The organism is Rhizobium sp. IBUN, assembly GCF_000510625.1.
Lineage (GTDB): Bacteria > Pseudomonadota > Alphaproteobacteria > Rhizobiales > Rhizobiaceae > Rhizobium > Rhizobium altiplani.
The window spans coordinates 36,054-61,802 of sequence record NZ_AZNV01000019.1 but is presented as its reverse complement, the minus strand read 5'-3'; the positions used below and the strand labels follow the sequence as shown (position 1 = coordinate 61,802).

The 25,749-nt window shown below is 59.5% G+C and carries 23 protein-coding genes and 1 pseudogene; 7 read left to right on the top strand and 17 right to left on the bottom strand.

The annotated features are described in order from the left end of the window. Positions 1-186: 186 nt before the first annotated feature. The 3 genes and pseudogenes from RHIBUN_RS0118075 to RHIBUN_RS0118060 all read left to right on the top strand — a co-directional run. The gene (locus RHIBUN_RS0118075; protein WP_025660621.1) at positions 187-1,011 is read left to right on the top strand and encodes a hypothetical protein; all 825 of its coding nucleotides are present in this window, start codon (positions 187-189) and stop codon (positions 1,009-1,011) included. Between the two features lie 527 nt (positions 1,012-1,538). Then, positions 1,539-1,877: a hypothetical protein gene (locus RHIBUN_RS0118065; protein WP_156932718.1), complete on the top strand. Its 339-nt coding sequence runs from the start codon at positions 1,539-1,541 to the stop codon at positions 1,875-1,877. Positions 1,878-2,026: 149 nt separating this feature from the next. Next, positions 2,027-2,341 (top strand): annotated as a pseudogene (locus RHIBUN_RS0118060) (Na+/H+ antiporter); the annotation flags it as partial. Between the two features lie 159 nt (positions 2,342-2,500). Here RHIBUN_RS0118060 and RHIBUN_RS0118055 read toward each other — a convergent pair. From RHIBUN_RS0118055 to RHIBUN_RS0118025, 7 genes are read right to left on the bottom strand one after another with little or no spacing between them, the layout of a single operon-like run. Continuing rightward, complete coding sequence (locus RHIBUN_RS0118055; protein WP_025660618.1) at positions 2,501-3,493, bottom strand: FAD:protein FMN transferase; 993 nt, start codon at positions 3,491-3,493, stop codon at positions 2,501-2,503. Continuing rightward, entirely contained in the window at positions 3,486-4,022 is a 537-nt protein-coding gene (locus RHIBUN_RS0118050) for a nitrous oxide reductase accessory protein NosL (protein WP_025660617.1), read from the bottom strand. The genes RHIBUN_RS0118055 and RHIBUN_RS0118050 overlap by 8 nt, the downstream gene beginning before the upstream one ends. Beyond that, positions 4,019-4,846, bottom strand: coding sequence for an ABC transporter permease subunit (locus tag RHIBUN_RS0118045; RefSeq protein ID WP_025660616.1), 828 nt, complete (start codon positions 4,844-4,846; stop codon positions 4,019-4,021). Before RHIBUN_RS0118045 ends, RHIBUN_RS0118050 begins: the two co-directional genes overlap by 4 nt. Next, positions 4,843-5,760, bottom strand: a complete 918-nt coding sequence (locus RHIBUN_RS0118040; protein WP_025660615.1) for an ABC transporter ATP-binding protein — start codon at positions 5,758-5,760, stop codon at positions 4,843-4,845. The genes RHIBUN_RS0118045 and RHIBUN_RS0118040 overlap by 4 nt, the downstream gene beginning before the upstream one ends. After that, on the bottom strand, positions 5,757-7,097 hold the full coding sequence (locus tag RHIBUN_RS0118035) for a nitrous oxide reductase family maturation protein NosD (RefSeq protein WP_245271686.1): 1,341 nt from the start codon (positions 7,095-7,097) through the stop codon (positions 5,757-5,759). Before RHIBUN_RS0118035 ends, RHIBUN_RS0118040 begins: the two co-directional genes overlap by 4 nt. A gap of 32 nt (positions 7,098-7,129) precedes the next feature. Further along, on the bottom strand, positions 7,130-9,040 hold the full coding sequence (gene nosZ, locus RHIBUN_RS0118030; RefSeq protein WP_025660613.1) for a TAT-dependent nitrous-oxide reductase: 1,911 nt from the start codon (positions 9,038-9,040) through the stop codon (positions 7,130-7,132). A gap of 23 nt (positions 9,041-9,063) precedes the next feature. Continuing rightward, complete coding sequence (locus RHIBUN_RS0118025; RefSeq protein WP_025660612.1) at positions 9,064-11,346, bottom strand: NosR/NirI family protein; 2,283 nt, start codon at positions 11,344-11,346, stop codon at positions 9,064-9,066. A gap of 141 nt (positions 11,347-11,487) precedes the next feature. On the opposite strand from RHIBUN_RS0118025, the gene RHIBUN_RS0118020 reads away from it, so the two are divergent. Beyond that, the gene (locus tag RHIBUN_RS0118020; protein WP_025660611.1) at positions 11,488-12,306 is read left to right on the top strand and encodes a ferritin family protein; all 819 of its coding nucleotides are present in this window, start codon (positions 11,488-11,490) and stop codon (positions 12,304-12,306) included. A gap of 317 nt (positions 12,307-12,623) precedes the next feature. Here the strand turns inward: RHIBUN_RS0118020 and nadC are convergent, their stop codons facing one another. The 4 genes from nadC to RHIBUN_RS0118000 all read right to left on the bottom strand — a co-directional run bounded on the left by nadC (position 12,624) and on the right by RHIBUN_RS0118000 (position 16,955). Next, entirely contained in the window at positions 12,624-13,475 is an 852-nt protein-coding gene (nadC, locus tag RHIBUN_RS0118015; protein ID WP_025660610.1) for a carboxylating nicotinate-nucleotide diphosphorylase, read from the bottom strand. 1 nt (position 13,476) lies between these two features. Next, on the bottom strand, positions 13,477-15,015 hold the full coding sequence (locus RHIBUN_RS0118010) for an L-aspartate oxidase (RefSeq protein WP_025660609.1): 1,539 nt from the start codon (positions 15,013-15,015) through the stop codon (positions 13,477-13,479). Continuing rightward, positions 15,012-15,983, bottom strand: coding sequence for a quinolinate synthase NadA (nadA, locus tag RHIBUN_RS0118005; protein WP_025660608.1), 972 nt, complete (start codon positions 15,981-15,983; stop codon positions 15,012-15,014). Before nadA ends, RHIBUN_RS0118010 begins: the two co-directional genes overlap by 4 nt. 69 nt (positions 15,984-16,052) lie before the next feature. Beyond that, entirely contained in the window at positions 16,053-16,955 is a 903-nt protein-coding gene (locus RHIBUN_RS0118000; RefSeq protein WP_025660607.1) for a membrane protein, read from the bottom strand. A 369-nt stretch (positions 16,956-17,324) separates the two neighbouring features. On the opposite strand from RHIBUN_RS0118000, the gene RHIBUN_RS0117995 reads away from it, so the two are divergent. Further along, complete coding sequence (locus RHIBUN_RS0117995) at positions 17,325-17,720, top strand: helix-turn-helix transcriptional regulator (RefSeq protein WP_025660606.1); 396 nt, start codon at positions 17,325-17,327, stop codon at positions 17,718-17,720. A 29-nt stretch (positions 17,721-17,749) separates the two neighbouring features. On the opposite strand, the gene RHIBUN_RS0117990 is transcribed toward RHIBUN_RS0117995, so the two are convergent. The 6 genes from RHIBUN_RS0117990 to RHIBUN_RS0117965 all read right to left on the bottom strand — a co-directional run bounded on the left by RHIBUN_RS0117990 (position 17,750) and on the right by RHIBUN_RS0117965 (position 23,573). Then, positions 17,750-18,019: a hypothetical protein gene (locus RHIBUN_RS0117990; RefSeq protein WP_018858115.1), complete on the bottom strand. Its 270-nt coding sequence runs from the start codon at positions 18,017-18,019 to the stop codon at positions 17,750-17,752. Positions 18,020-18,084: 65 nt separating this feature from the next. Next, positions 18,085-18,831 (bottom strand): TfuA-like protein, encoded by a 747-nt coding sequence (locus tag RHIBUN_RS0117985; protein ID WP_025660605.1) that lies wholly within the window; start codon positions 18,829-18,831, stop codon positions 18,085-18,087. After that, complete coding sequence (locus RHIBUN_RS0117980; protein ID WP_025660604.1) at positions 18,828-20,087, bottom strand: YcaO-like family protein; 1,260 nt, start codon at positions 20,085-20,087, stop codon at positions 18,828-18,830. The genes RHIBUN_RS0117985 and RHIBUN_RS0117980 overlap by 4 nt, the downstream gene beginning before the upstream one ends. Positions 20,088-20,099: 12 nt before the next feature. Continuing rightward, the gene (locus tag RHIBUN_RS37920) at positions 20,100-20,231 is read right to left on the bottom strand and encodes a hypothetical protein (RefSeq protein ID WP_007795609.1); all 132 of its coding nucleotides are present in this window, start codon (positions 20,229-20,231) and stop codon (positions 20,100-20,102) included. A 125-nt stretch (positions 20,232-20,356) separates the two neighbouring features. Continuing rightward, the gene (locus tag RHIBUN_RS0117970) at positions 20,357-22,300 is read right to left on the bottom strand and encodes a BTAD domain-containing putative transcriptional regulator (protein WP_037217099.1); all 1,944 of its coding nucleotides are present in this window, start codon (positions 22,298-22,300) and stop codon (positions 20,357-20,359) included. A 232-nt stretch (positions 22,301-22,532) separates the two neighbouring features. Continuing rightward, the gene (locus RHIBUN_RS0117965) at positions 22,533-23,573 is read right to left on the bottom strand and encodes a glutamine synthetase beta-grasp domain-containing protein (RefSeq protein WP_018858119.1); all 1,041 of its coding nucleotides are present in this window, start codon (positions 23,571-23,573) and stop codon (positions 22,533-22,535) included. A 493-nt stretch (positions 23,574-24,066) separates the two neighbouring features. Between RHIBUN_RS0117965 and RHIBUN_RS0117960 the strand changes: the two genes are divergently transcribed. Together RHIBUN_RS0117960 and RHIBUN_RS0117955 are read left to right on the top strand one after the other, a co-directional pair. Then, complete coding sequence (locus RHIBUN_RS0117960; RefSeq protein ID WP_025660602.1) at positions 24,067-24,267, top strand: DUF2735 domain-containing protein; 201 nt, start codon at positions 24,067-24,069, stop codon at positions 24,265-24,267. Between the two features lie 202 nt (positions 24,268-24,469). Continuing rightward, positions 24,470-25,681: a TIGR03862 family flavoprotein gene (locus RHIBUN_RS0117955; protein ID WP_025660601.1), complete on the top strand. Its 1,212-nt coding sequence runs from the start codon at positions 24,470-24,472 to the stop codon at positions 25,679-25,681. The last annotated feature ends 68 nt before the right edge of the window (positions 25,682-25,749 follow it).

Sequence of the window (25,749 nt, the reverse complement as noted above, 5' to 3'; positions counted from 1 at the left end):
AATAACCCAGCACGCGCCCGCGCGCTCGACTGATAAGACGCGTCAGCCTTTGACGCTTCGGCTACGCACTGTTGGAGAGCAACAGCCTTTGGGTGCTTGTCCAATGGTACGACGTTCTGATCCGCTTTTCGTCTTGCGGTGGCCTCGTGCAGAAGCCGCGATCAGCGCCGTGGCAGTCGCCAGCAAATGATTGGCAGCCAGAAACAAACGGCGCGTCCATTGGGTAGCTATTTGTCTCTCATCGAAGACAAACCCAAGGACTACCAGAATATGAAACGCCTGCTCAAAACTACTGCCAAAACTGTTGCTTCTGTTCTGGCAGCTGTCGCGTTGCTTTCCTCTGCCTCCTATGCAGGCCAGACAACGCGCCACCATGAATACACCGCCACCGCGCTGAAGAAGGATTGCCGATGGGTTTTCCTATTCTGGAGAAGCTGCACCTACAGCTATGTTGGCGCCAATCAGGTCACTAAAACCCGCGCGAAACTTCCAAATTCGGAGATTGACGTGGGCTTCTATACGGGTAGCATTTTCGCTCGCACCGGACGACCCGCCAGCATAAGCTCCTCTGCTCTCTGGGGTAACACCTCCACCGACGTCGGGTTCTCCGGTGGCAGAACCTCCGGATCCTCGCATGGCAGCGCCTTAGGCGGCTCGACGGGTGGCTCTCTCTCAGGGAACAATAGCCAGCAGGGTAGCGGCGCCAGCAATCAGGGCGGAGGCCAAGGTGGCGGTGAGCTCGGTAATGCGAACGCCGGGGGGAACCTTGGTGGGAAGGGCCAACAGAATGGAACCGGAAGCGGTGGGGGCGAAAGAAGCGATCCCGCACCCGGTGACAATGGCGTCACGCCCTCCAAACCGAGTCAGGGTAGCGGAAATGCGATCGACGGGAACGGGAAGGACAATTCCACACATAGTGACAACGGTCATGGCAACGATCCCAACCATACCGATCCGTCCAACCCCGGCAAGGGCGGCGGCAACCATGGCACCGGCAACAAGGGCAAGTGATGCCAAACAGCCTAGGTGGATAGCCGCCCCATGAGGAGCGACCGAGACTGACGAACGGTCTGGGCGCACGCCGCGTTGGGCAACTCTGGCGATAGCAGAAGCCAACAATGCCTATGATAGGGAGGGGGTTCCGCCCCTCCCGTTCCAAAAGGTTTGGCGTCTGGCGCCGATTGGATAATTGTGCGATCGCCCCACGGCCCGGGCGGCATCCGTCTCGTGCTCGTGTCGCGGTTGGATTGATACGAGCATCTTAGAAACCGGTAACTTTTCCCGACGGGCCCGGACGGGGGGATGGTCGTCGTCGGGAATGCCGCCGCCGCTCGCGTCGTGATCGCCGCGTCCTCGGCGATGCGTTTTGGGAGGAACGCAGACCGAATGGCGGCGGCACCTTCAACTTGGAGCGGCGCCGCCGCCCTCATCAGCCTCTCCTAGGTCGAGGGAAACCCAAGCCGAAACCGGGTTCACCGGTCATGCGCCTGAGCATGGCGCATCCGAAGATGGCTGCTCGAACAACAGGAAACCGCCAATTGAAACGCATTACTGCAACTGCAATCGTAATCGCTCTTGTCGCGTCGAACGCGTCGGCTGGGGAGTGGCAACGCATCGGACCAGGGCTCGGTTATGAACAGGCCGATGCCTATTGCGAACTCTACGCCATGAACGGTGGCCGGGGCATGGTCGCTTTTGGTAACCCCAATTTCGTGGCCGGTGCCATGATTGGTGGGGCTATCGGTGGGCTCATCCGCCGCGCTCGGCTGAAATCCAACTGTATGGTGCTGCAGGGTTGGAAGTATTCAAACGTGGTCGCAAGGGCCAAACCATTGCCTGTACCGGTGAAGCCAAGGGCCAAGAAGGGTAACAGATGACCGGCGACGAGGCGTTAGCTCGAAGCGATGGGAGGGTGTAGCGTCATGCTTGGTCATGGTCGCGTGGCAGCGCTTGCCTGCGTGACCCCCGCTTGCCAGCGCCATAGATGTCGCCATAGGCCCGATAAACCGGCTGTCCACGGGCAATCGAAGCCGCCATGGCTCAGGCGCAATTGGCAACCGTAAAGGACAGGGCCTATGACACCGAAGGCAATCTCATCCATCCTCGTCTGCTGGAGCGCTATCAACTCAGGGCCAAGATGATCGTCGACTATATCCAGAAAACGGAACACCACGACGTTCTGCTCCATGCCCATTTCGATGTCGTTCTGGCGGCGATCGCCACCGGACGCCGTGAACTGATCCGTCTTCACCGCGCCGGTGATATCGACGACGAAACGCTGCACGAACTCGAACGAGACCTCGATCTCGAAGAATTGAGCGCGCTTTCCGCCAAGTCCTAGCTGTCGCGGATCGTGACCTAGATCTCGCTGCGCCTTGAAGGACGTTCTCCTGCAGCAAACGGTTGGCCCACATGACGTTCGGCGACGTTCTCACCCTACTCGACCAGGTTTGACCAATGCCAGGACTGGCAGAGCGGCGACACGCCATGAATCTGGCGCCTAGATCCGGTGTCTGGCGCCAGTTGGTTCGACCAGGTCGGCAGAGGCTCCGGGCCAGTCCTTCAATACGGATCTTATTGAATTCACGTCCATGAGGTTAAATGCTGTCGACAACGCATCTGCCGTGGTCGCGTCATCAGCTATAACGGTTACTCTCCGATAGGCCATCCGCGCGCTGCCCGTTTTTGGGTGGAGGATGTGCCCGAACTTGCCGTCTTCGTCGAAGACGAAGCCAGTCGGGCTGGACGTGGCGACCGCCCGATTTACGATGGACAGCACCGCATCGGGATCCAGGCTATCTTCGGTTGTGGCCAACCCGACATGCCATGGCGTTCCATCCGATTGTGCGCCGACCGCCCGTTCCTCACCCATGTTCACAAGGCAACTGTCGAAGCCTTCGTTCCGCAACATATAGGCTACTCGATCGGTAATGAACCCCTGGGCAACGCCATTCAGGGTCATCGCCATTCCCCGCTCGGCGAAGGCGATGCGGTCCGAGCCATAGCTTACGGCTTCGAAGCCGACCTTGCCGAGAGCCCTGTTCAGCTTGGTCTGGCTGGGCCCGAATTCACCTCCATGCCCCGATGCAAAGTGATCGCGATACACCTCCCATAGCGGCTGCACGGTCGGATCGAACAACCCGCCAGTCCTTTCCCAGACCCGCAGACACTGGTCGAGCAAGGACACCATCTCTGGCGAAGACACGGCAACCCCACCTACCCGATTGAGTTCCGCGAGGATCGAATCGTCCCGATAGAGACTGAAAATTCCTTCTAGCCGAGCAACTTCAAGAACGATCTCATCTATTAACCGCCGAGCCCTGGCCATATTGCCGTGATGCAGGACCAGCTTGGCCGGCGCTCCGAGTGCTTGACCGGTCCAGACGACGACCGGCGCATTGGCTTTCGCGGGAAAGCTGGAGTAAAGCAGCGGAAGTCCGGCTGCTGCTGCGATAATTCCTATGGCACGTCGCCTGGTGACGGCCCTAACCATTGGATTCAATCTCCGTGCTCGCGGGTGCGCTGGTAGACGTTCCGAGAACATCCTGATCCTTGATCTCCCCGAGGATCGAAACTCTGCCGCCGTTCTTTTTCGCAAACTCTTCGGCGTCTGCCCGAACGGAGAAAGGAACGGTTTCCGGTGCGCCCATCCCGCCGTGAACCTTGCTCCCCACAACGAAGAATGCGCGATCGGCTTCAACCCAGTTTTGACTTCCCGGCGCTTGCCAACTGGTAGCGTGGCTCATGTCCGATACGTAGATTGCAGCAATGTCCTTTGGTTCTTCCGGAAGCCGGGTAAATGCCACTGCATCACGCGACGAACTGAACCAGACCGGCTTTCCGCCATTCTTTAGGATAACCTGTCCTTTCGGCCCCGCATGCTCCAGCACGTTCATGCCGCAGAAATGATCGACGGCATCGGAGGTAAGCTCCAACGGAGGAGGCACGACGGTCTCGGCCTTCTCGCAAGCGCTTAACAGAGATGCCATAAGGACGACTGATATTGCGAACGAGCGGTTCAAAGTTCTCTCCTGGAAAAACGAAGCATGGCCAACGATAGAGGGACGGCAACCCATAAGGCCAAGGATGCCATCAGGACGGTCGGAGACAGCTTCGAACTCGCTGCGATACCGGACAGTGCCGAGACGGAGCCGGCCGTTTCAGATCCCAGGTTGAGAAGACGGTAGGCATCGGTCGGATTGGCCATCAGAAGTATGCTTAGCAGCCCCGGCGAAAATCCAACGCCCTTCGTCGACACGATCGCGCCCAGCAAACCCATGTCGTAGATGATGACGAAAAACAGCCATACTCCCAAGGCGATGCCCCCGGCCGTGCTCCTCTGGCTGACAGTCGCGCTGACGAGATATCCGATAGCCGTGAAGACCGATCCAAGCAGGATCGAGGATCCAATCATGGCGCCGAACGCCGTCCAACTGTCCGCAGTGGTCGGCGTCCCGGCGACAACGAGCGCCAGACCCGCCGCGCCGTAGCCCAACAGAGTGGCGAACGAGAGTATGAGTATGTGTGCCAGGAATTTTCCGAACACAATCTGGCTACGCGCTACCGGATAGCTCAGAAGCAAAAGAAGTGTTCCACGCTCGAGTTCTCCAACGATCGCATCATGCGAAAGCAGCAAGGCAATGAGGGGAACAAGAAAGATCGTGAGACTGGCAAGACTGACGATGACGATATCCAAACGGCCCGCGCCGACGTTGCCGGTCGGCGCACTGCCCAGAAACGAAAGCGTCAGCGCCAGCGACGCAAGTAGCAAGGTCACCGCGATGACCCAGCGGTTTCTCAACCCCTCCTGGATCTCCTTTCGGGCAATGATCACGATATTGTTCACGGCTTTCTTCCCTGTCGTTGGAGGAAATGCGCATAGACGTCATCGAGTGTCGGCTCGATGACAGTCATGCTGGTCAGTGCAGCCGGATCGGATGTTACAGCCGACAGAACCGCGATCTTCTCGCTATGGTCGACACTGGCTTCCAGAAATTTATCCTTGCGCTCGGTCCATCGCACCGGCCCGTCAAACCACGAGTGAGCAGCGGACTCGCTGCTCGGCTTGAACCTGATCTGGGTCGGCAGGCAGGCAATCCGGCGCAGTTCGTCAAGCGTTCCGTCGGCGATCTTGTTACCGCCGTTGATGATAACGACGCGTTCGGCCCGTTCCTCAAGCTCGCTCAGCGCGTGGGAGGAGAGAAGTACGGTCGTTCCCTTCTTCTGGAAGTCGAGGATGAGATCGTAGAAACTGCGTCGTAGTGCTGGATCCAATCCACTGGTGGGTTCGTCCAGGAGGAGCAGGCGTGGCTCTCCGAGAAGTGCCTGTGCCAGGCCCAATCGCTGGCGCATTCCCTTCGAATAGGTCCTAACCGTCCTGTCGGCAGCGTTCTGCGCCAGGCCGACCTGATCGAAGAGATTTCGCCATCGATCCGCCGGCACGCGCTTCAGCTTCGCATAGAATGACAGAACCTCACGTCCAGTGAGCGCCAGATGGAAAGTGACACTCTCGGGGAGATATCCGACCTCCCTGCGCACGATCAGGTTCCCGGAAACCGGGTCCTCCCCAAGGACGCGCACCTTTCCGTCGGTCGGTCGAAGAAGCCCCAGGATCGCTTTGATCAACGTCGTCTTGCCGGCTCCATTGTGACCGACAAGTGCAACCAGTTCTCCCTCGCCAAGGGAAAACGAAACATCGTTGATCGCGGCGGTATCGCCATAAAATTTCGAAACGTGTTCGAGAGAAATTGTCGCCGTCATCGAGCATTCTCCAAGGGTACGGGCGGCCCCATCAGGGGCTTGCTGTCAATCACGCCGCCCGGCAGGAGCGAAGGGAATTGGGACTGCGCCCATCGGATGATCTGAACCGCGGGACTTGTGGTCAAAACCTTGGCTTGCGGGGCTGTCCAAAGAACAGTGTCAATGATGTCATTGGGGCGATAGGGACTGTCTGCTATCCCGTCGCCATTGAGATCGAACGCGGGATTGTCACTCCAGTAGTTACCTCGACCATTCTTCGACCAATCGAGGTAACGCGACCCGACGTACTTTACCTGGTTCCGATTGCCTACGAACGCGTTGCCGGCTATGGCGTTTCCTTCGGAACCGGCTGTAAAATGTATGCCGATCGCACAGTTCTCAAACACGTTGTCTTCAAGGACATTCCGGTTTGCGTTGTAAATGAACACGCACTTCTCCGGTCCGAGCTGCGTCCCCTGCCCTTCGGCAAGTCGCGTCTCGATGTCAGGCATGTCGCTGGCGTCAGCCCTTGTTCCACCCAACAGCCATCGATCGGACGGCTGGAGGCGACCGGTGACCCTGTTTTGCCTTATGATCGAGCCGTTGGCAAAGTTGAGGAGCAAGCCGTGATCCCGGTCGCCATCGGAGACATTTCCGGTGATCTTCAGATGGTTCGAAAACATGATGGCATAGCCCACCAGGTTGCCCACTGAGACGTTGTCGCTGATTTCGCTGTCGTTGGTGTACATGTAGTGGATGGCGAACCGCAGGTCGCGCAAACGGTTTCCCTTGAAGACGTTGCGTTTGCTCGCGTTCGTCGAGATGCCGTCCTTGCCGAGGCTAATGTCATTGTCCACGATCATTGCGCCCGGGGCGTTCCACAGTGAGACGCCGTTGCCGGCCTCGCTCATTCGACCCGACGCCATTCCGATGATCCGGTTGCGTTGGGCGACGGAACCGGCGGCACCGTGCAAATAGACACCGTTCAGGTTTCCCTTGATCGTGTTGTCTTCGACCACCGCATGGTCAGCGCTCTGGCTTACAAACACCCCGGAATCGAGCGCAGACAGATCAGAACCGGATCCTTCAATCTCAAGACCTCGCACAACAGCTCCTGGCGCCGTGATCGTGATCACGCTTCCCTTGCCATTGCCCACGACGGCCGCGCCAGACTGACCTTCCAGCACGATCTGCCTGCTGACAGTCAACGGTCCGGCATACCGGCCAGGCGACAGCCGTACGATGTCTCCATCTGTGGCGGCATCAAGGACACGTTGAACGGTTGCGGCATCCGCTGCCGCAAGCTGGAATTCTGCGGCGCGAACATGGGCCGGAATGGCGGTCGTTGCGACCGCCATTCCGAGGAGTGCTATTTTGCCAAGCGGCGGCATCATGCTGCCTTTGGTTCAACGAGCATGCGACCCTGCATCTCCATATGCATCGCATGGCAGAACCACGAGCAATAGTACCAATAGACGCCTGGCTTATCGGCGGTGAAGGTCACCGACGCGGTCGCCTGCGGCGCGACCTCCATCTGGATACCGTAGTTTACGATCGAGAAGCCGTGAGTAAGATCCTCCACGTCATCGATATTGGTAACGTAGACGGTCACCTCGTCGCCCTGCCTGACATTGAATGATTCAAGGCCAAACGCCGGGGCCGCCGACGTCATATAGACCCGCACCTTGTTTCCATCCCGGATAACTTGGGAGTCCGATAGGAGGTCGATGTTGTCCTCCTTGGCCTGAGCGACTGCATCGGCGAAGAAGACATCGTCCCTTTTCCAGACACTTACGGGATTGATCTTCGACGAATGAACGATCGTCGCGTCGTGTGGTTCGGCGAAGGTGGGATTGTCGTGAACGAGAACCATCTTGTCGCCGGAAATGTCGATCAACTGATCATTCTCCGGCTTCAGGGGGCCGACGTTAAGATAGCGATCCTTCGAGAACTTGTTCAGCGAAATGAGCCACTTTCCGTCCGCGTCTTTGGTCTGGCCCATCGATGTGTGGTTGTGACCCGGCTGATATTGAACATCGAGCTTCTGACGAATCGGGTCGACCTTCTCGCCCTTGAAGGCGCGGATAGCGTCTTCAATGTTCCACTTGCAGATCTGGCTGTCGATGAACAGGGTGGTGTAGGCATTGCCGCGCCCGTCATAGGCCGTATGGAGCGGCCCGAGGCCAAGCTGAGGCTCGGCGACCACCGTGTCGCGCGGTTGAATCTTGTCCTCGAACAGGTCATCGAACTTGCGGACGTCGAACACTGTGACGGTAGGAGACAGCTTTCCGTTGGCGACGACATGTATTCCGTCCGGAGCCGTGTTCATGCCATGCGGGCTGTTCGAAACCGGGATGTAACGCGTGTAGGCGGAGCCGTGGCGGCCGTCGAGAACGGGAACGCCGCCGATTTCCTTGAAGTCGCCCCGCGCGACGGCATCTTCGATCCTCTTGAGATTGAAGACAACGACCCAGTCCTGGTCCTTCGCCATCATCTCCGGAAGATTGACGCCTTCTTCGGAGTTGTAGCAGGTCGCAAAGCAGTACTTCCCCTGATAGTCGGCATCGACATTGTCGAGATTGCCATCGACGATCAGCTGCCAGGCAACCTTCATCGTTTCGCCGTCGACGGCCGTGAAGACAGCGTGGTACTGCTTGGTATCGTCGAGAATCTTGCCGTCGTTCGGGATCGGAACGCGATCTTCGCCGTTGCAGAACACATATCCGGTCTTGGGGTACTTCTGCACACGAAGTCCGTGGACCGTGTGCTGGTTCGGAAGTTCGATGATCTTGTCGCACTTCATGACGTCCAGACGGATTCTGCAGACGCGCGTGTTTGCCTTGTCATTGGCAAACAGGTAGCGCCCATCGTAGGTCCCGTCGGTGAAGGAGGGATGCGGATGGTGCAGATCGCCGTTGTGGTAGACACCGCCGCGAGTGGACAAAAATTCGCGCGTTTGAGGAAGCAGACCGTCCGTGAGTACCTTGCGGCTTTCGTTGGTAAGACCCCAGCCGGTCGCGCTGCAGCGGTTGTAAACCGGGATTCGCATGAGTTCTCTCATGGATGGGAGACCAACCACTCTGATTTCGCCCGATTGCCCTCCGGACACGAACACGTAGTATTCGTCGAGTTCGCCAGGCTTGACCTCATGGTTCAAGCCTTCCGCGCGCGCCGCCGTAGCCGTGGCACCGGAAAGCGTCAGAGCGCCACCGACCCCGGCCGCGCCAGCTGCCGCCGCGAACGCAGTCGTCCCCAAAAGTTGCCGTCTGTTGAACAATGGATGCTTTTCTTCAGTTGTCATTTGCGTCTCCTTGGTGGGTATGTTCACGCCGGCTGATCCGACGCGGAATCTGCTTTCTTGATTGGACTACCCTTGTAGGTAACCTCGACCTTCTTCTTGGTGGTGACCTCTCCTCTGGATTCAGGTGTCGACAGCGCCATGAACTTCTCGCGCTTGAGGCGGACCTGGATCATGTGCGGGCAGCGGTGGTCGTCCTGGTACAGCTCCTGGCAGTGCATGCAGTAGATGCACTCGTTCACATTGATCTGACCTTCGGGATGAATGGCCTGAACCGGGCATTCCTTCGCGCAACGCTGGCACGGCGAGCCGCATTCAGGCCAACGCTTCAGCCACTCGAACATCCTGATCCGCCCAGGAATGGCGAGCGCTGCGCCCAGCGGGCACAGGTAACGGCAGTAAAAGCGCTCGATGAAGAGTCCGGCGACCAGAAGTGTGACCGCGAACAGCACGAACGGCCACTGGCGTGCAAACTTCAGGATGATCGCAGTCTTGAACGGCTCTACCTCGGAGAGCGTCTCGGCAAGCGCCATCGAATAGAAGGAAAGGCCGAAGAGACCGAGGAAAATGATGTACTTCAATGGCCAGAGACGCTCGTGCAGACCCCACGGCAGCTTGACCTGCGGCACCTTGAGCTTCTTGGCGACGTTACTGGTAAGCTCCTGCAGTGCACCGAACGGGCAAAGCCACCCGCAGAAGGGTCCGCGGCCCCAGAACAAGAGCGCCGCCGCGACCGCTGCCCAGAGCAGGAAAATGAGCGGGGCTGCCAGGAAGAACTGCCAATTGAACCCCGTCACGAGAGCATTGGCAAAGGTGAAAACATTGACGACCGAAAGCTGCGCGTTGGCGAACCACCCCAGCCAAACAAGGGTAAATAGCAGATAGCCGTTCCGGACGTAGGCGAACAGTTTCGGCCGGCGGACAAGCCAGTCCTGAAAGAAGAAGATTGCCGTCAACGTCAAAAGCGCACCGATCGTTATCGCGATCTTGACGCGGCTTCCCTGCCATATCGCTATCCAGAGCGGAGCTTCGCCCTCGTCGACGGTTGCTTCCGGGTGCGGCACGCGCGGCGCTGTGGAGACCGGGGCGGCAGCAGGCGTCTGGCTTGCCTTCTCGACCTTCACATAGGGTGTGGGGAGCGAGTAGCCGAGGTTGTAGGGTAGCACGGCCTTCTGTGTGCCCTCGCCGGCGCGCTGTACCAGGAGCTGCAGCTCCCAGGGTTCGGTTACATCGAAGGTGAAATCCTTGGGAACGGCGAAGAGGGCGATTTCCCTCAGTCGGGGCGCGCCGGCTGCTGCGAGCGCCGGGATGCGGGTATGGTCGTGGTCGTGGAATCTGACACCTTGCCCGTCTTGAAGGAGTTCGATCCGATCGAAGATCCCGCCGCGCACATATCCTGACCCCTTGAAAGAGTAAGCACCGTCGCCGGCAACGAGGATTGCTGCCTGATCCGGCTGCAGTTGCTTGCGAAGCCGTTCATACAGGGTGTCACCGAGCAGGCTCCGGCCAATGATTGGAACGCTGACCGGAGCAACGTAGAGATCAATGAATCGTTCGGTTTCAGGCGTCGCTTCCGGTCTTGCGGCAGCCGCGTCCTTATTCGATGTGCGGAAAGCCTCCGAGACCTCACCCACTGTCAGCCGCAGGCTGCGGATCGAACCGTCTCCAAGGAGCGTTTCCCAATCCTGCGTGCCTACCTTTGCCTCGTCGACACGCTTGACTTCCGTTGCGACCGACGTTCCGGCGGTTTGCTGCTGACTGTCGAGCCGATGGGCACGAATAAGCTTCACGGCCGAGCGGACTACACTATCCCCCATGACCAAGACGGTTACTGTCGCACCGCTGACGATGTCGACCTGCGGCGGACGATCGAGGCCAGCGGCGACACGTCCGAGATCTTTGCCGATGATCGAATTCAACGCCGCAACGACACGGGCCTGCGGAATGCCAATGAGGACGATCGGTTCCTTGTGATCGACGAGCTTGATACCGCGAATGACGCCATTGGCCGCAATGCCAACCACGATGTGGATTGGTTTTCCGGAATAGCCGGCGGACGCCGTGAAGTCCGAGTTCAGGTAGGCGTAACCGAGAACCTCGCTCCCGCGGAACACCGGGGCGATCGGAGGCTCTCCCTGCGGCGGGCCAAAGCTGTCCGCTCCCTGGAAAAGTTCCGAGGGTTCTACCTTTTGGATGTACGTCGCAAGCTGATCAGCGGCGCTGCAAGCAACGGCAGAAAACCAGATTGCAGCAAGCACGAGTAGCGCTTGCAAGCAGGCTTGCAGCCAAGGTCTCGATTTCAAAAGCATTCTTCCCCGTACACCCACGTTGGCGGTTTACGGTGAAAGGTGTAGTCGCGACGCAGCAGCCCCTCTTTGACATGTATCAAACGGGAAAATCTTTCCATCTGATAACCGTTTCCGCAAGACGGCGCGTCTCAGGAGCGACCCATGACAGAATTGCCAAGAGAACCGATGACCATCCGTTCGATGCCGGAGTTGCTGGCAACGGCGAAGGCTATGGAGACTGAAGCCATTGCTGGCTATGAGACGCTGGCGGACCATATGCGTCGATCGCGAAAGCCCGACCTGGTTGCCGTGTTCGAACGACTGGCTGCCGAGGAACGTGGCCATCTTGCTTCCGTAGAGGATTGGTCAGGTCAAATGGGAATGGCCAGCGTCGCTGCGGGCGCCGAACCGGAGGACGTCTTTGACGATGAAGGTATGAACCTCACGGACCCCGCGCTGCTTTCGGCCTATCGGGCCTTTTCGGTCGCTGTGCGAAACGAGGAACGGGCCTTCCTCTTCTGGACGTATGTTTCGGCCCACGCGCCGACACAGGAGATTGCCGAGGCGGCGGAACGTATGGCGCGCGAGGAGCTCGGGCACGTCACTGTTCTGCGCCACGAACGGCGTTTGGCCTTCCATCTTCAGAAGCACGCGCAGACTGAAACGATCCTCCTGCGCGACGTTGAAACCAGACTTGACGCTCACCTTCGGACACTCGTTCAAAATGATCATCCGCCCTCGCGAGAGCCAACGACACTGCGACAGAACGGCTGGGCGCAGCGCGTTGCAGCCTTCGGGGGACGCATATTGAAGTTTGAGAACTCGGTGGGGGTGGCAGATATCCCACCCACTGCGCTAGCAGAACTGCTTCTTGATTTTTATCTCGGCGAGGCGGAGCGATCCAGGGATGAGCAGACCCGTAACCTCGCTCAGCTTTACGCGGGTCAGCTCGTCGCGACCTTGGCATTGTTGCGACAATGATGACGATGTAGCGGCTGCTCATGGATGAACAGGCAAGGGTCGAAGACCTCATCAGGGCTTCCAGCCTACCTGCTCGCCGAAAGGAACGCCGAACACCACCGCAGGATGCTCGATCGCCTGAAACGGAAGCGCGCATCCTTCGACTATTCAGGTCGAGGAAAGAACCTCGTGTCGGCGCAGCCAACGCTCATCTCTGAAACCGAATATCGCGCCTGGACACATGACGGGATACTCCGGGCCGTCTCAAGCCGGTCCTTCCGGTCTTCGTGGCGCGCCGCAGAAATCGTGACACGCGACGAATTTGCCAACGATATCGGTCAGCCTTGCACGTCGAGCCCGATATCCAGCGTCGGCGCGCTGTGCGTACACCAGCCAACAGAGATGAGGTCAACGCCTGAGGCGGCGACCGCGGCAACCGTTGAAAGCGTTACTCTTCCCGACGCTTCGGTGATCGCGCGACCATCGACGATTGCGACGGCCTCGCGCAGCTGCGCCGGCGTCATGTTGTCGAGCAAGACCGCATCAACACCCTCTCGCATCGCTTCACTGAGCTGCTCGAGCGTATCCACTTCGACCTCGATCTTGACCATGTGCCCAACGCCCGCCCGGGCACGACGGATCGCCTCGGCCACGCCGCCGGCAATCGCCACGTGATTGTCCTTGATCAGGACGGCATCATTAAGCGCGAACCGATGGTTCATGCCCCCGCCGGCGCGCACCGCGTATTTTTCCAGGCCCCGCAGCCCAGGTGTCGTCTTGCGGGTGCAGGCAATCGACGCCTTCGTGCCCCTGACCGCCTCAACCAAGCTTTCCGTCACCGTCGCAATCCCGGACAGATGTCCAAGAAAGTTCAGCGCCGTGCGCTCCCCCGTCAGCAACCCACGCGACGGTCCGGTGATCTCCGCGATGATGTCACCGGGCCTGACCGGGGATCCATCCTCCATGTAACGGGCCATGGTGATCGTTGGCTCGACCAGCTGGAAGGTGAGTTCAGCCGCATCCAGGCCTGCGACGACACCGGGCTGCCGCGCCACCATAACCAGAGACGAGCGATGATCGGCGGGGATGACCGCCGCCGAGGTAATGTCGCCGGCAAGGCCGAGATCCTCAACGAGGGCAGTGCGCACCATCGGTTCGATAATGAGGCGCGGCAAAGGGGCAAGGGACATATCAGGCACTCCGGGCGAAAGAATGGGTGGCGGCGTGTGCGACATCGAGCACATCGGCAAATGTCATGAAGCGGCGTTCGGCGACAGGCAGCTTCAGCGGAAAATCGGTGCGGGCATGGGCACCGCGGCTTTCCTTGCGCAGCATTGCGAAGACGGCAATTGTCAATGCGACGATCGCCGGGTCAGCAGCGGGTCCGTCGGATGCCGCGAGCGGCAGCAGGGTGGCGATCGCACCCTGGAGAGCCCCAGCATTGCGCAGCACGCCGAGGTGACGCGACACGATCGCGCGCACCGCCGACGCATCCGGTGCCGGCCCGGCTGAGACTGTCGGGGCCGCCCGAACGGTGCCGGGCAATGTCGCTCCAATATCACGGGCGGCCCGAATACCAAGGGCTGCCGCCTCGAGCAGCGAATTGCTGGCCAGACGATTGGCGCCGTGCAGCCCGGTCGAGGCGGCCTCGCCGATGACCCAAAGACCGGGGAGCGAACTGCGCCCCGTCAAATCGGTCGCAACACCGCCCATGTGGTAGTGGACGGCGGGGCGCACTGGAATGAGATCGATTGCCGGGTCGATTCCGGCGTCCTGACAGAGTGCATGGATCGTTGGAAAGCGGGAGGCAAAGCGATTGCCGAGCGCAGCACGGGCGTCGAGAAAGACACGCCGCCCCAGCGAGAGCTCGGCGCTGATGGCGCGCGCAACGACGTCGCGCGGAGCAAGCTCGGCGCCGTCGAAACCGGTCATGAAGCGCTCACCCCTGTCGTTGACGAGAACAGCTCCTTCGCCGCGCACGGCCTCGCTGACAAGCGCCAGGGGCCGTCGCGCAGAGTCAAGGCCGGTCGGGTGAAACTGCACGAATTCCATATCGGCAAGCCTTGCCCCTGCCCTTGCCGCCAGCGCGATCCCCTGGCCGAAATTGCACATCGGATTGGTCGTGGCATCGTAGAGTCCGCCGATCCCACCTGTGGCCAACACCACTCTGTTGGTCATGATGGCAGCGGTTTGCCCTCCCCGGTTGACGACCACCCCGTTGACAGATCCATCATGGGTCAGAAGCGAGCGCACCTCGGTTGCATCGAGCGTGGTAATCGAGGGCGTGTTGGCGATTGCCTCCACCAGAGCGGCGATAATCGCAGCACCCGACCCATCCCCGGATACATGCACGATGCGTCGACGCGAATGTGCCGCCTCAAGGCCAAGGACCAGACGACCCTGACTGTCCTGATCAAAAGCAACGCCGGCGCGCTCCAGGGCGGCGATGACGGCCGACCCCTCTTCGATGATCTCGGACGCGGCTTGCGGATCGCACAGGCCGTCGCCGGCAGCAAGTGTATCGGACAGATGCAACTGGATGCTGTCATTCTCGCCAAGGCTTGCGGCAATCCCCCCTTGCGCCCAGGCGCTCGAGGTCTGCGCACCAATGGCGCCGCGGGTAATGAGCACAACCGGCTGCGGCGCCAGCGTCAGCGCCGTCATCATACCGGCGAGCCCGCTTCCCACGACGACGACCTGCCCGCTCAATGACCCGAGAAGCGCGGTCATATCGCAAGCATCCGCTCGACCGCACGCCTTGCAGAAACGGCAACTTCAGGGTCGACGGTGACCTCGTGGCGGTTTTCCTCGAGTGCAGCGCGGATATTGGCGAGCGTGATCCGTTTCATGTGCGGGCAAAGGTTGCAGGGGCGGATGAACTCAACATCGGGATGGTGCACAGCGACGTTGTCGCTCATCGAGCATTCGGTGAGGAGCACGACACGGGCCGGACGCTGCTGGCCGACAAAATCCGACATCACCGCCGTCGACCCGGCAAAATCCGCCTCGGCCACGACATCCGGAGGACATTCGGGATGCGCCAGCACCGTCAACCCGGGATAGTTCTCACGAAGCTGTCTGACATCATCCGCCGTGAACAGTTCATGGACCTCACAATGACCATGCCAGGCAAGCACCTCGACCGACGTTTCGCGGGCGACGTTTCGGGCGAGATACTCGTCTGGAATCATCAGCACGCGCGGCACGCCGAGCGACTCGACAACCTGCCTGGCATTTCCCGATGTGCAGCAAATGTCCGATGCCGCCTTCACGGCCGCCGAGGTGTTCACATAGGTAATAATAGGCACGCCGGGGTGAGCTTGGCGTAGAAGCGCCACATCCTCGGGCGTGATTGAATCCGCCAGCGAGCAACCGGCCCCCATATCCGGGATGAGCACCGTCTTGTCGGGATTGAGGAGCTTGGCCGTTTCGGCCATGAAATGCACACCGGCAAGCACGATGATATCCGCCTCGACGTCAATTGCCTTGCGCGCCAGCGCCAAGCTGTCGCCGACGATATCGGCGACCCCGTGGAAGATTTCCGGCGTTTGATAGTTATGCGCAAGAATGACGGCGTTTCGCCGCCGCTTCAGCTCAAGGATCGCCTCGACATCGTCTTGGAACGACATCCACTCCGCCTTGGGGATAACACGACGAACGCGCTCGTAGAGCGAGGATGCGGAAACGCTGTGGTTCATGGCCGGCTCCTATTTATACTCAATCAGAGCATATCTAGAGCGCATAGATATTCTCGTTGTGAGCATATGTCAATTGCGGGAGATTGGCAGCTTTGATCCGGCGAGCGCGCGTTCTTCCAGGACAGCATGGCGATAACGGAAAAGCTTTGCGGGGCGTCCGCCCGTTTCGCTCGTCGTCTCGCCGGTTTCCTCGACAAGTTCCTGCTGCTCGATCAGTCGGCGGAAATTCTGCTTGTGCAGCGTCAGCCCGGCAAGCGCTTCGACACTGCGCTGCAACTGCAGCAGCGTGAAGCTCACCGGCATCAACTCGAAAACGACCGGGCGATACTTGATCTTCGCACGCAATCTCGCAATGCCTGTCGCAAGGATACGCCGATGGTCCGCGAACATTGCCCGGCCCGGATTGGTTTCGGCTGCGCAGCCCGACTCGCTCACAACGCCAGCTTCATAGAGGAGCTCGTAACGCTGCAATACAAGATCCTCGTTCCATGAGGCCTCGCCGAGCCCAAAGGCGAAATTTGCCCGACGGATCCGATCCTCACGACGGGACGGATCACGCTCGGCCCACGCCATAAGGCAGCCGACCAGGTGGTCGAGGACCACCGGTCGCCCGGTACGCCAGTCTTCCCACGGAAAATAGCCGTACCAGCCCTGCCAGCCGGGTCGGCCGCCTCCTGGCGTCGCTTGCTCATGCACAAGGCCGAGGTAGCTGATCGAAATCGTCCGGCCACCCATGATCTCGTTGTTTCGATCGCGGTCGGCGAAGGTATAGAGCTGCTCCAGGTAGCCGACCGGATGGCCCGTCTGCTCCTGAACCCATTCGCGCAGACCGCTTTGCAGTGTGCGATGTCCCATTTCGAACGGACCGGACGGCAGTGCATCGCCGGATCGGATCGTCATGACACGCGGTTCGCCACCCGTTACCGCAACCAGTACGGCTATCAATTCGGCATGGGCAAACCCGATCGTCACGGCAGCTACGAATCCATCTGTATCGACTGATCTATCAGTGGCATACCACATCGCGCCGCGAAAGCGCTCCGGAGTTTGGAGGCGGAAAGGCTCGCCAGCACACAGGATTGCCGCTACCCCGACGCGGGGGAATCCGTCAACTTAAAACGGCCGGCTGCGCACGACCTGTGGTTGCTGCTCCCCGTGACAGAAATTTGCGATTTAAACCCCTCGCAAATCGGGCCGAAAGCCGAATATCCAATATGTTGCCCATAGGCTCTCTATGCGGGATAAAAAACACATCAACGCAATTGATCCGTTCAATTATCTCCGTTAGGTTGATTGCTGGCATAATAGTCGCGTAACAACCGGCGTTGGAAGGAGAGAGCGATGAAGGAAGGTCCCCATGCAGTTGATGTTCACGTCGGGAAGACAATCCGCATAAAGCGTCTGATGCGTAAAGTATCGCAGACCGAACTTGGTGATCGGGTTGGCGTCACCTTCCAGCAGATCCAAAAATATGAAAAGGGATCAAACCGCGTTTCAGCGAGCATGCTGGTCGAAATTGCCGGTGCCCTCGATGTCGACGTCCGATCTTTCTTCGAGGACGTCAACCCAAACTCGGCCAACGATAATCCAACGCCCAGCGAGGAATTCGTTGTTTCCCGCGACGGCGTGCTGCTCAATGCCGCTTTCCTGTCGATCAAGAACGAGCAAGTTCGCAAGAAGATCGTAAAGCTCGTACAGGCAATTGCCGGCATGGAACAGCTGGACGACGGCGAGTAAAGGCGCAGTCCCAACGTCACCCCGGTCCGTCAGTGGCAGTCGAGAAGCACTAGATTCTCGCTGGCATCCTTCATTGCGACCTGCGTCTTGGTGCCGATCAGCTTTTCGAGGTTGACGTCGAGCTCCCGTTCGGGGTCAATCCCGTCCCAGTCGATGACCACCTGAAGAAGAGCCATGTTGGTCAAGTGCATCAGATTGTTCAGCTTGAGCTTCTGGGCCTCATCCTTTGCCGCCGAGAGCAACCGGAAGATTCTCGCGTACTCGCTACCCGTACCCTCGTCCCGCGTCAGAATGTTCATTGTCACTGCCTTCTCCAATGATGAGCCTTCCGGGCTTCAGCGATATCCATCATTCAGGTCCGGCGTTACTTGGGCGTTACAGGCGTGACAGCACCTGTGACTTCCGCCCGCAAAAGCTCCCAATGCGAGGTGGCGGCGAAGCCCCAGTCACGCGGCTGGGGAGCAAACCTCACCTCCAGCAGATATTGCAGGACGAGTTCGGCGTCCTGACGCTTGCGCTCTACCTTTCCGGCGCGAATCAGCCGCAGGATCTCCTTGGCACGGCCGTCACCGGAAAGGGTGCAGCCTTCGACGACCTTGGGATAGGTACGCTCTGAGAAATGGATCGAACGGCCCGCGAGCAACAGCATCTTGTGCTCGGCAGGCGAAAGTGCGCCCTGCCGATAGAGACCGTCGATCGTCGGCTGAAAATCCACCCACGGAACCGAAAGCGGCAACCAGCCGAGCTCTTCCGGCGCATGCACGAGCGCGACGGCCTCGTCATCGATCAGGCGACCCTCGGCATAGTCCTCGTAGATCGTGCCGACCCCAACCATCCCGAACGCGTCGCATTCGGCTGCGCGAAGCGCGCCCATGCTGGCACCTCCGACAATGATGACATTGTGCTGCAGCCCATAAAGGATTTCCTTGTGCCACACAGAAGGCACTTCCCCGAAGTAGCCGTCAACAATCCCGATCGCATGCGCTCCATCTCGCACCGCCTGGAATATGTCGCCGCGTGCAGCCGGCCCACGAAAGAGGATCGACGGATTCTCGACCCGAAGCCTATCGATGTCGGCGCCAAAACTCGGACCGCCAAAAATGACCTTCATTGTATCGCTCCCTGCATGGCGCTCACGGCCCGCAATCCGAGTTGAATGAATTCGCCGCTGACATCCACCTCGAGGCCAGGAACGATCATACGAACGACCGAGACCGGCAGACCCGGATGGGAAAGCGGCACGGCCACCACCTGATCGATGCCCCTCGACCTGAGGCGATCGAGAATGCGGCCGATGTTTTCCTGCATGGTGCGCTGCGGGGCTTCGAGAGAGAATTTGGGAGTAACCGGGGCTTCGTCGCAGAGATTGATGAGCTCTTGCATCGGGCCACCATCATCGAGCCTCTGATAGAGACGCGGGGAAAAGTCGTCACGACTGCCGGCAATCGCCGTCAGTCGGCTCTGTGCGGCCTCGGTGATTGCTCGCAGTGCTGCGCGAACAGGATCAGGATGGCATCCGCATCCCCCGCAAACATGGGTCCAGCGGGCATCCACGCGCTCGCCGAGATTGCCGGGAATGATAACTGCCAGAAAGCTCGGAACGCCAATATCGGTCGTCATGTCGAGCAGCAACAGACGCATTCCAGCGCGACGGATGCGATCGACAATGATATCGAGCACAGGGTCGCCGAACGCGATCGGATCAATCCGCGCGCCGCGCAGCTGTTCATAGGGACGCAACTGCGTCAGCGCCCAAGCGTCGCGTTCAACCAGTTCACAAAGACCGTGAAGCACGGCTTCCGCCGGCCGGTTTCCGGAAGCGAGACCGTCGCTCGACTGCTCGAAACCCGACGGCCGGGTGCCCCGATGGTCGAGGCCGACGAGCGGCCAGGGAACGAAGACCGGACGGTTGGACATGATATCGAGGCCCTCGCCCCAGGCGATCGGCTCGGAACCAATCTCCGAAGGGACACAACGGGCCACCGAATCAAGGTCGATCATCGGCGCATGCTCAGCCCTCATGCCGGCGACGGTCGCAATGACAAGGTCGCTTGGCTGGCTCTCGGCAACACGCGTCTCCACCGCCTCCATCGCAGCCGAGGTCATTGCCGCCTCCTCGTCGATGCCCTTTCCCTGGAAGACGGAGAGCGTATAGCTGTTCGGTCGCGTGGCAAAGGCAACGGGGATCTCAAGGAGATCCAGCGCGGTGAGCAGACCCACCCTTGTAATGCCGAGTTCCTTGAAATGCGGCTTGATCGCCGCGAATGTCTGCCCAGGTGTCAACGAGCGGTCGTGATAGCTGTTGATGCCGGCCGATGAGAGGCTGAGATCTTGCGCCAGGCGCTCGAGTGAGGTCTGAACAGACATTCGCATCAATCCTCAACGGAACTTCAGGGCGTGAACGATATTCGCCGTCGCGTTCGTGTCGAGCTGCACTGCTTCCTGCTTCAGGACGGCCTGAGCGGCTGCCGAAAGACGGACTGCAACGGGCTTGATCTGTGTCGTCGTCATTGTTTCATCTCCTGTTTGAAAACAGCATTGCGCTGCGGACACAGAGAAGATGCACCAACGGGCGTTATTTCGGCGTGACCGAGATTCTCATCAGAAAAGAGGGAAAACGCCGAAGTTGTAGCGCTTCAGGACAGTCCGGCGATGCGAAGACCGTCGATCAGCTGACGCGTGTCCTCCGGATTGCGATCCGGCACGAATTGCCAGACGTCATCGGTACGGAAATCCGGGAAATTTTCGAGGACAATGGCGGCATAACGCGACGCGGTCCGGAGGTCGCCGTTCTTCGCATGAGCTGCGGCCAAGAGGCGCGAGGTCGCCGGACGATCCTTGACGCGATCGAGTACCTCGATCGCCTTTGCGTAATTTTCCTGGACGAAGTGAATGCCACCGAGGTTCCAGTAGTAGTAATCCGGAGGCAGCGGATTGAGCTTGATCGCCGCCAGGCTCAACTCCAGTGCCCTGTCACTCTGTCCGTCATGCAAAAGCGCATCCGCATGGTCGGCGAGGATATCGGCGTCATTCGGGTTGAGCATCTGCGCTTCCGCGAAGAAATCGAGGCTGTCGCTGAAGCGGCGACGGTAAAGAGCGACAAAGCCCAACTCACGCATCGCCCGCCCGCTATTGGGGTCGGTGTCGCGCGCAAGCCAGGCGGACCGGTCGGCATCCTCCAGTAATTGCGTGTCCTTCATCCCGCGCACCAGCCACTCCATGCCGAGCACGCGGGCCATTCCGGCGTGCGCGGATGAGAATCTGTCGTGACGGGCCAGCGCCGATTTGAACCATTTGCGCGCCTGCCGCAGATGCTGCAGATCCGTCTTCGAAACGAGACGCTTTCCTTCAAGGTATAACCGGTATGCCGACGGGTTGACGTCGTGCGTCATGTCCAGAAGCTCGCGGCGCTCGATCGTGTCGGCAAGCGTCATCACGATACGCCGCGCAAGCTGCCCGAAGGAGTGATTGACCTTCTGCATGGCGAGCGGCAGGTCGATTGCCCACAGCACCTCGGCCGTTGAGGTCTTCGTCAATCGGCAGGTCGCATAAATGTCGTCATCACGGCCATGGATGGTGACATAGACCGTATAGTCAAAGCGCAGTTCGGGCGGCGTTGGAGCAGCAATGCCCGCAAGATTGCGATTGACGATTTCCAGACTGGTATGAGCGGCAATAACCTTGAACCCACGTTGCTGGCTCAGGCCGATCGTTACCTCTTCCAGCAAGGCTCGCCCCACACGCTGCAGCATCGGGTCAGACAAAATCGAATCCGGCGGCAAAATGAGGACACGGGGCTGCCCGACCGGGTCGGTGGGCGCGATCGTTGGCACAGTCATGGGCGAACTGGCCAGCATTGCTGGAGCGATGATGCCGAGTTCCTGCGCGAGGGCCTGCGTCACGCCATCCGGTTCCGCACCATATTCGGTTTTCAGCTCACCGCGGCAGCGAAAATATGCCTGGCGCGCGGCTGCAAGATCTTCCGCGTCAACGTGCCTTTTCATCAGCGCCCGGCAAGCGACCTCGTTGGCAGGGTCGGCCTCGACGAGCAGACCCGCGAGGAAGAGGACATCGTCGGAGGTTCGCTTTTCCGGCGTTTCAAGCAGTGAAATGATATGGGCTTCGCGACGGTCGGCGATGCGCTGTCGCTCCACACCGATGCGCTCTTCCGCTTCAATCGTCGGCGCCTTGAACCCCTCGAGGAGTTCGCCGCCAAGCAAATCCCACGCAGGACGTGGCAACGGCGCGGCCGTATTGGTCAAGACCAGAACGTCGGCATTCCATCCCTCGTCGTTGAACGAGACATGGCTGTTGGTCGCCTTGACAAGGCGGGGCATATCATCGGGAATGCTGCGATCGATACGCGCAAGTAGCTGGCGCAAGCTGCCGGCACGCTGTTTGGATTGATCCGATTGCCAGAGTATGCCGCGCAGGATCTCGCGGTCCATGGAATATTGCGGCGCGCACACCAGAAGGGCGAGCAACGCATAGGCCTTCTCCGGCAACGCAATCTCGTGCCCCTCTGCAAAAAGTGCAGGCGTTCCGAGCAAGCGGAGGAAGTGGCTGTGTTTCCCTGTCACGGCAACTCGCGATTGGAGGATCCGCCAGGAGTATAGGACCAAACACCGACAACGCAAAAGGATTATGCTTGTCCGGCTGGACTTTTCAACCACCGGGTGATTTTGGTGGATGGATCGCAGCGGCGCGTGCGAGGGCGTTTCCGCTGCAAATTCGGTGTCAGCGGGCCGCCAGTCAAGGAAATGGCGCCGATCAGCCGACCGGCGCCACCAAATCTAACGCAAGATTGCTGGCTTAGGCCGCGGCCGAAGCAAAACCGGCAGTCGGAACTTCCGAGATCGTCTTCAGAACCTGCGAAGCGATCTGGTAAGGGCAACCCTGGGAGTTCGGACGACGATCTTCCAGATAACCGCGATAGCCATTCTTGACGAAGGAATGCGGAACGCGGATCGAGGCACCACGGTCAGCAACACCATAGGAGAACTTGTTCCACGGAGCCGTCTCATGCTTGCCGGTCAGGCGCTTGTCGTTATCAGGGCCATAGACGTTGATGTGGTCCATCAGGTTCGCTTCGAATTGCGCCATCAGCGCTTCGAAATAAGCCTTGCCGCCGACTTCGCGCATGAACTTGGTCGAGAAGTTGCAGTGCATGCCCGAGCCGTTCCAGTCTGTGTCGCCGAGCGGCTTGCAGTGATACTCGATGTCGATGCCGTACTTTTCCGTCAGGCGCTGCAGCAGATAGCGTGCCATCCAGATCTGGTCGGCAGCCTTCTTTGAGCCCTTGCCGAAGACCTGGAACTCCCACTGACCCTTCGCCACTTCGGCGTTGATGCCTTCGTGGTTGATGCCAGCTGCGAGGCACAGATCAAGGTGCTCCTCGACGATTTCGCGAGCGATCGAACCCACGTTCGAGTAGCCAACGCCGGTGTAGTACGGACCCTGCGGAGCCGGATAGCCGGTTTCCGGGAAACCGAGCGGACGACCGTTCTCGTAGAAGAAATATTCCTGTTCGAAACCGAACCATGCGTCTTCGTCGTCGAGGATGGTGGCGCGGCTGTTGGACGGATGCGGGGTGACGCCATCGGGCATCATGACTTCGCACATGACGAGAACGCCGTTGGTGCGCGCCGGGTCCGGATAGATCGCGACCGGCTTCAGCACGCAGTCAGAGCTGCGGCCTTCGGCCTGCATCGTGGACGAACCATCGAAGCCCCAGAGCGGGAGTTGCTCGAGCGTCGGGAAAGCGTCGAATTCCTTGATCTGCGTCTTGCCGCGGAGATTTGGTACCGGGGTGTACCCATCGAGCCAGATGTACTCGAGCTTATACTTGGTCATTTGCGAGTCTCTCAAACATAAATCGTGAGCAAAACCTCACGCGAACCGACCGTTGAAGCGACCAGGCCGCGAAGGGCTGCCAAACGATATGCACGTCGCGTGCCAGTTTGGTTTGAACGGCATCGCGAACTGTTCAAAGCTCGCCGGTCGATCGGCGGGCTGCAGGCTAGTTGGCCGTGATCGTGGGCGTGGAACTGATAGCGGACTCAATCATTTAGTCGCCAGGGAAATGGTTGGCGCATCGGTCGAGAAGCTCCGATGGCGGGGCGCCTTCAAGTGCAACATTTTTTTCGCACCCACCTTACAATGATTACTACTTATGCATTTGCCTATATTTTGAACCTTCAAGGATTCTGATATAAATCGCAGCAAATTTGAATGCTCATTATTCTGACAAATATTGCACCTTTTTCAATCATATCGCGCAAATCATGTGCACATGTGCTATCGTCGCGTCGACGTCTTCGGAGGCAGGTGAACAAGGAGGCACAAAATGGCCGTTGGTGTGCATCACGAGACTGCAACGATCCACGCATTTCCACAGAAGCGCTTTGGCGCAGGCGAAACACGTCAAACTGATATTGAACAGGGGATGACTCCATCCGTTTACGAAAGTTGCTGGTATCACGAAGAGGCAATGAAAAAAGCCGAGACACCTGCAAAGCCGAAATTCACGCCCCGCATCGTGGATTGATCTTCGCCCAAACGATGCCAGCCATGTTACAGCGGCGCTTAAGGCGGCGTGCCCAACTGTCCGCAGGCGCGCGTTCTGCAGAACAAAGCCCCATTTAAATGCACAGGATGTACTGGAGCATCCATTCCCATCGCAGCGCTCTTGCACATGACGCTCGCGCGGGCCATGAGAGAGTTTGCAGATCGAGCCTGGGCAACACTTCATGGTCAAGAAGCAAATCGCGATCCTCGGCGGCGGGCCGGCAGGCCTGATGGCCGCTGAAAGCCTGTCGTCGGCCGGGCACACCGTCACAGTCTATGAAGCGATGCCGACCGTTGCGCGGAAGTTTCTCCTTGCCGGCAAGTCCGGGCTAAACATCACCCACTCCGAGGACTACGATCGCTTTGCGTCACGCTTCGGCACGTCGAATGCCCGCCTGCGCCAAGCGCTGGACGGCTTCAAGCCGTCGGAAGTGAGAGCCTGGGCCGCAGGGCTTGGCACCGAAACATTCGTCGGATCTTCGGGTCGGGTGTTTCCAACGGCCATGAAAGCCTCGCCGCTCCTGCGCGCCTGGCTGCGAAGGCTTGAGGCGCAAGGTGTTCAGATCCTCACCCGGCACCGCTGGACCGGTTTTTCGGATGGAGGCTATGCGATCGAGGCAAGCGGGGCTGCACATGTGGTCAAACCAGATGCAGCCCTGCTCGCACTTGGCGGGAAGAGCTGGCCACGGCTTGGTTCCGATGGAAGCTGGCTGCCATGGCTGAGAGAGAAGACCATCGCCATCGATGAGTTTCAGCCTGCCAACTGCGGCTTCGATGTCGATTGGAGCGAGCACCTGAGGGAGCGTTTTTCCGGTGAGCCGGTCAAATCGGTCACGGCAACCTCAAGGGTCGGCACCATTCCGGGAGAATTCGTGATAACCCGGCATGGCATCGAGGGCAGCCTCGTCTACGCCCACGCGGCCGCGCTGAGAGAGAGCTTGGCGGCTGGCGAAACCACAACGCTTGACGTCGATTTGGTGCCGGCACGCACACAGGAGCGCATCGCCAACGCGCTTGGAAAGCAAGATCCAAAAGCAAGCCTGTCAAACCGGCTCCGCAAGGCAGTTGGCCTCGATGGCGTGAAGGTGGCGCTTCTGCGAGAGCTCGCAAGTGCCACGGACCTCAATGATCCCGATCGACTGGCGCGTCTGATCAAGGCCCTGTCGATCCCCGTTCAAAGAACGCGCCCGATCGCCGAGGCGATTTCCTCGGCAGGTGGCGTCGAGTGGGGGGAGATTGACCGGAACTATATGCTGAAGGCACTCCCCGGCCTTTTCGTCGCAGGTGAGATGATCGATTGGGAAGCCCCTACAGGCGGCTATCTTCTAACAGCATGCTTCGCCACCGGCCGGGCCGCCGCGCGAGGGATCGACGCCTGGCTCCGCGAACGCTAAACGCCCCAATCCGTGTTCCAGCGCCTATGGCGGTAGCCCTCGCCGCCCCATGACGTACGGGATCACAG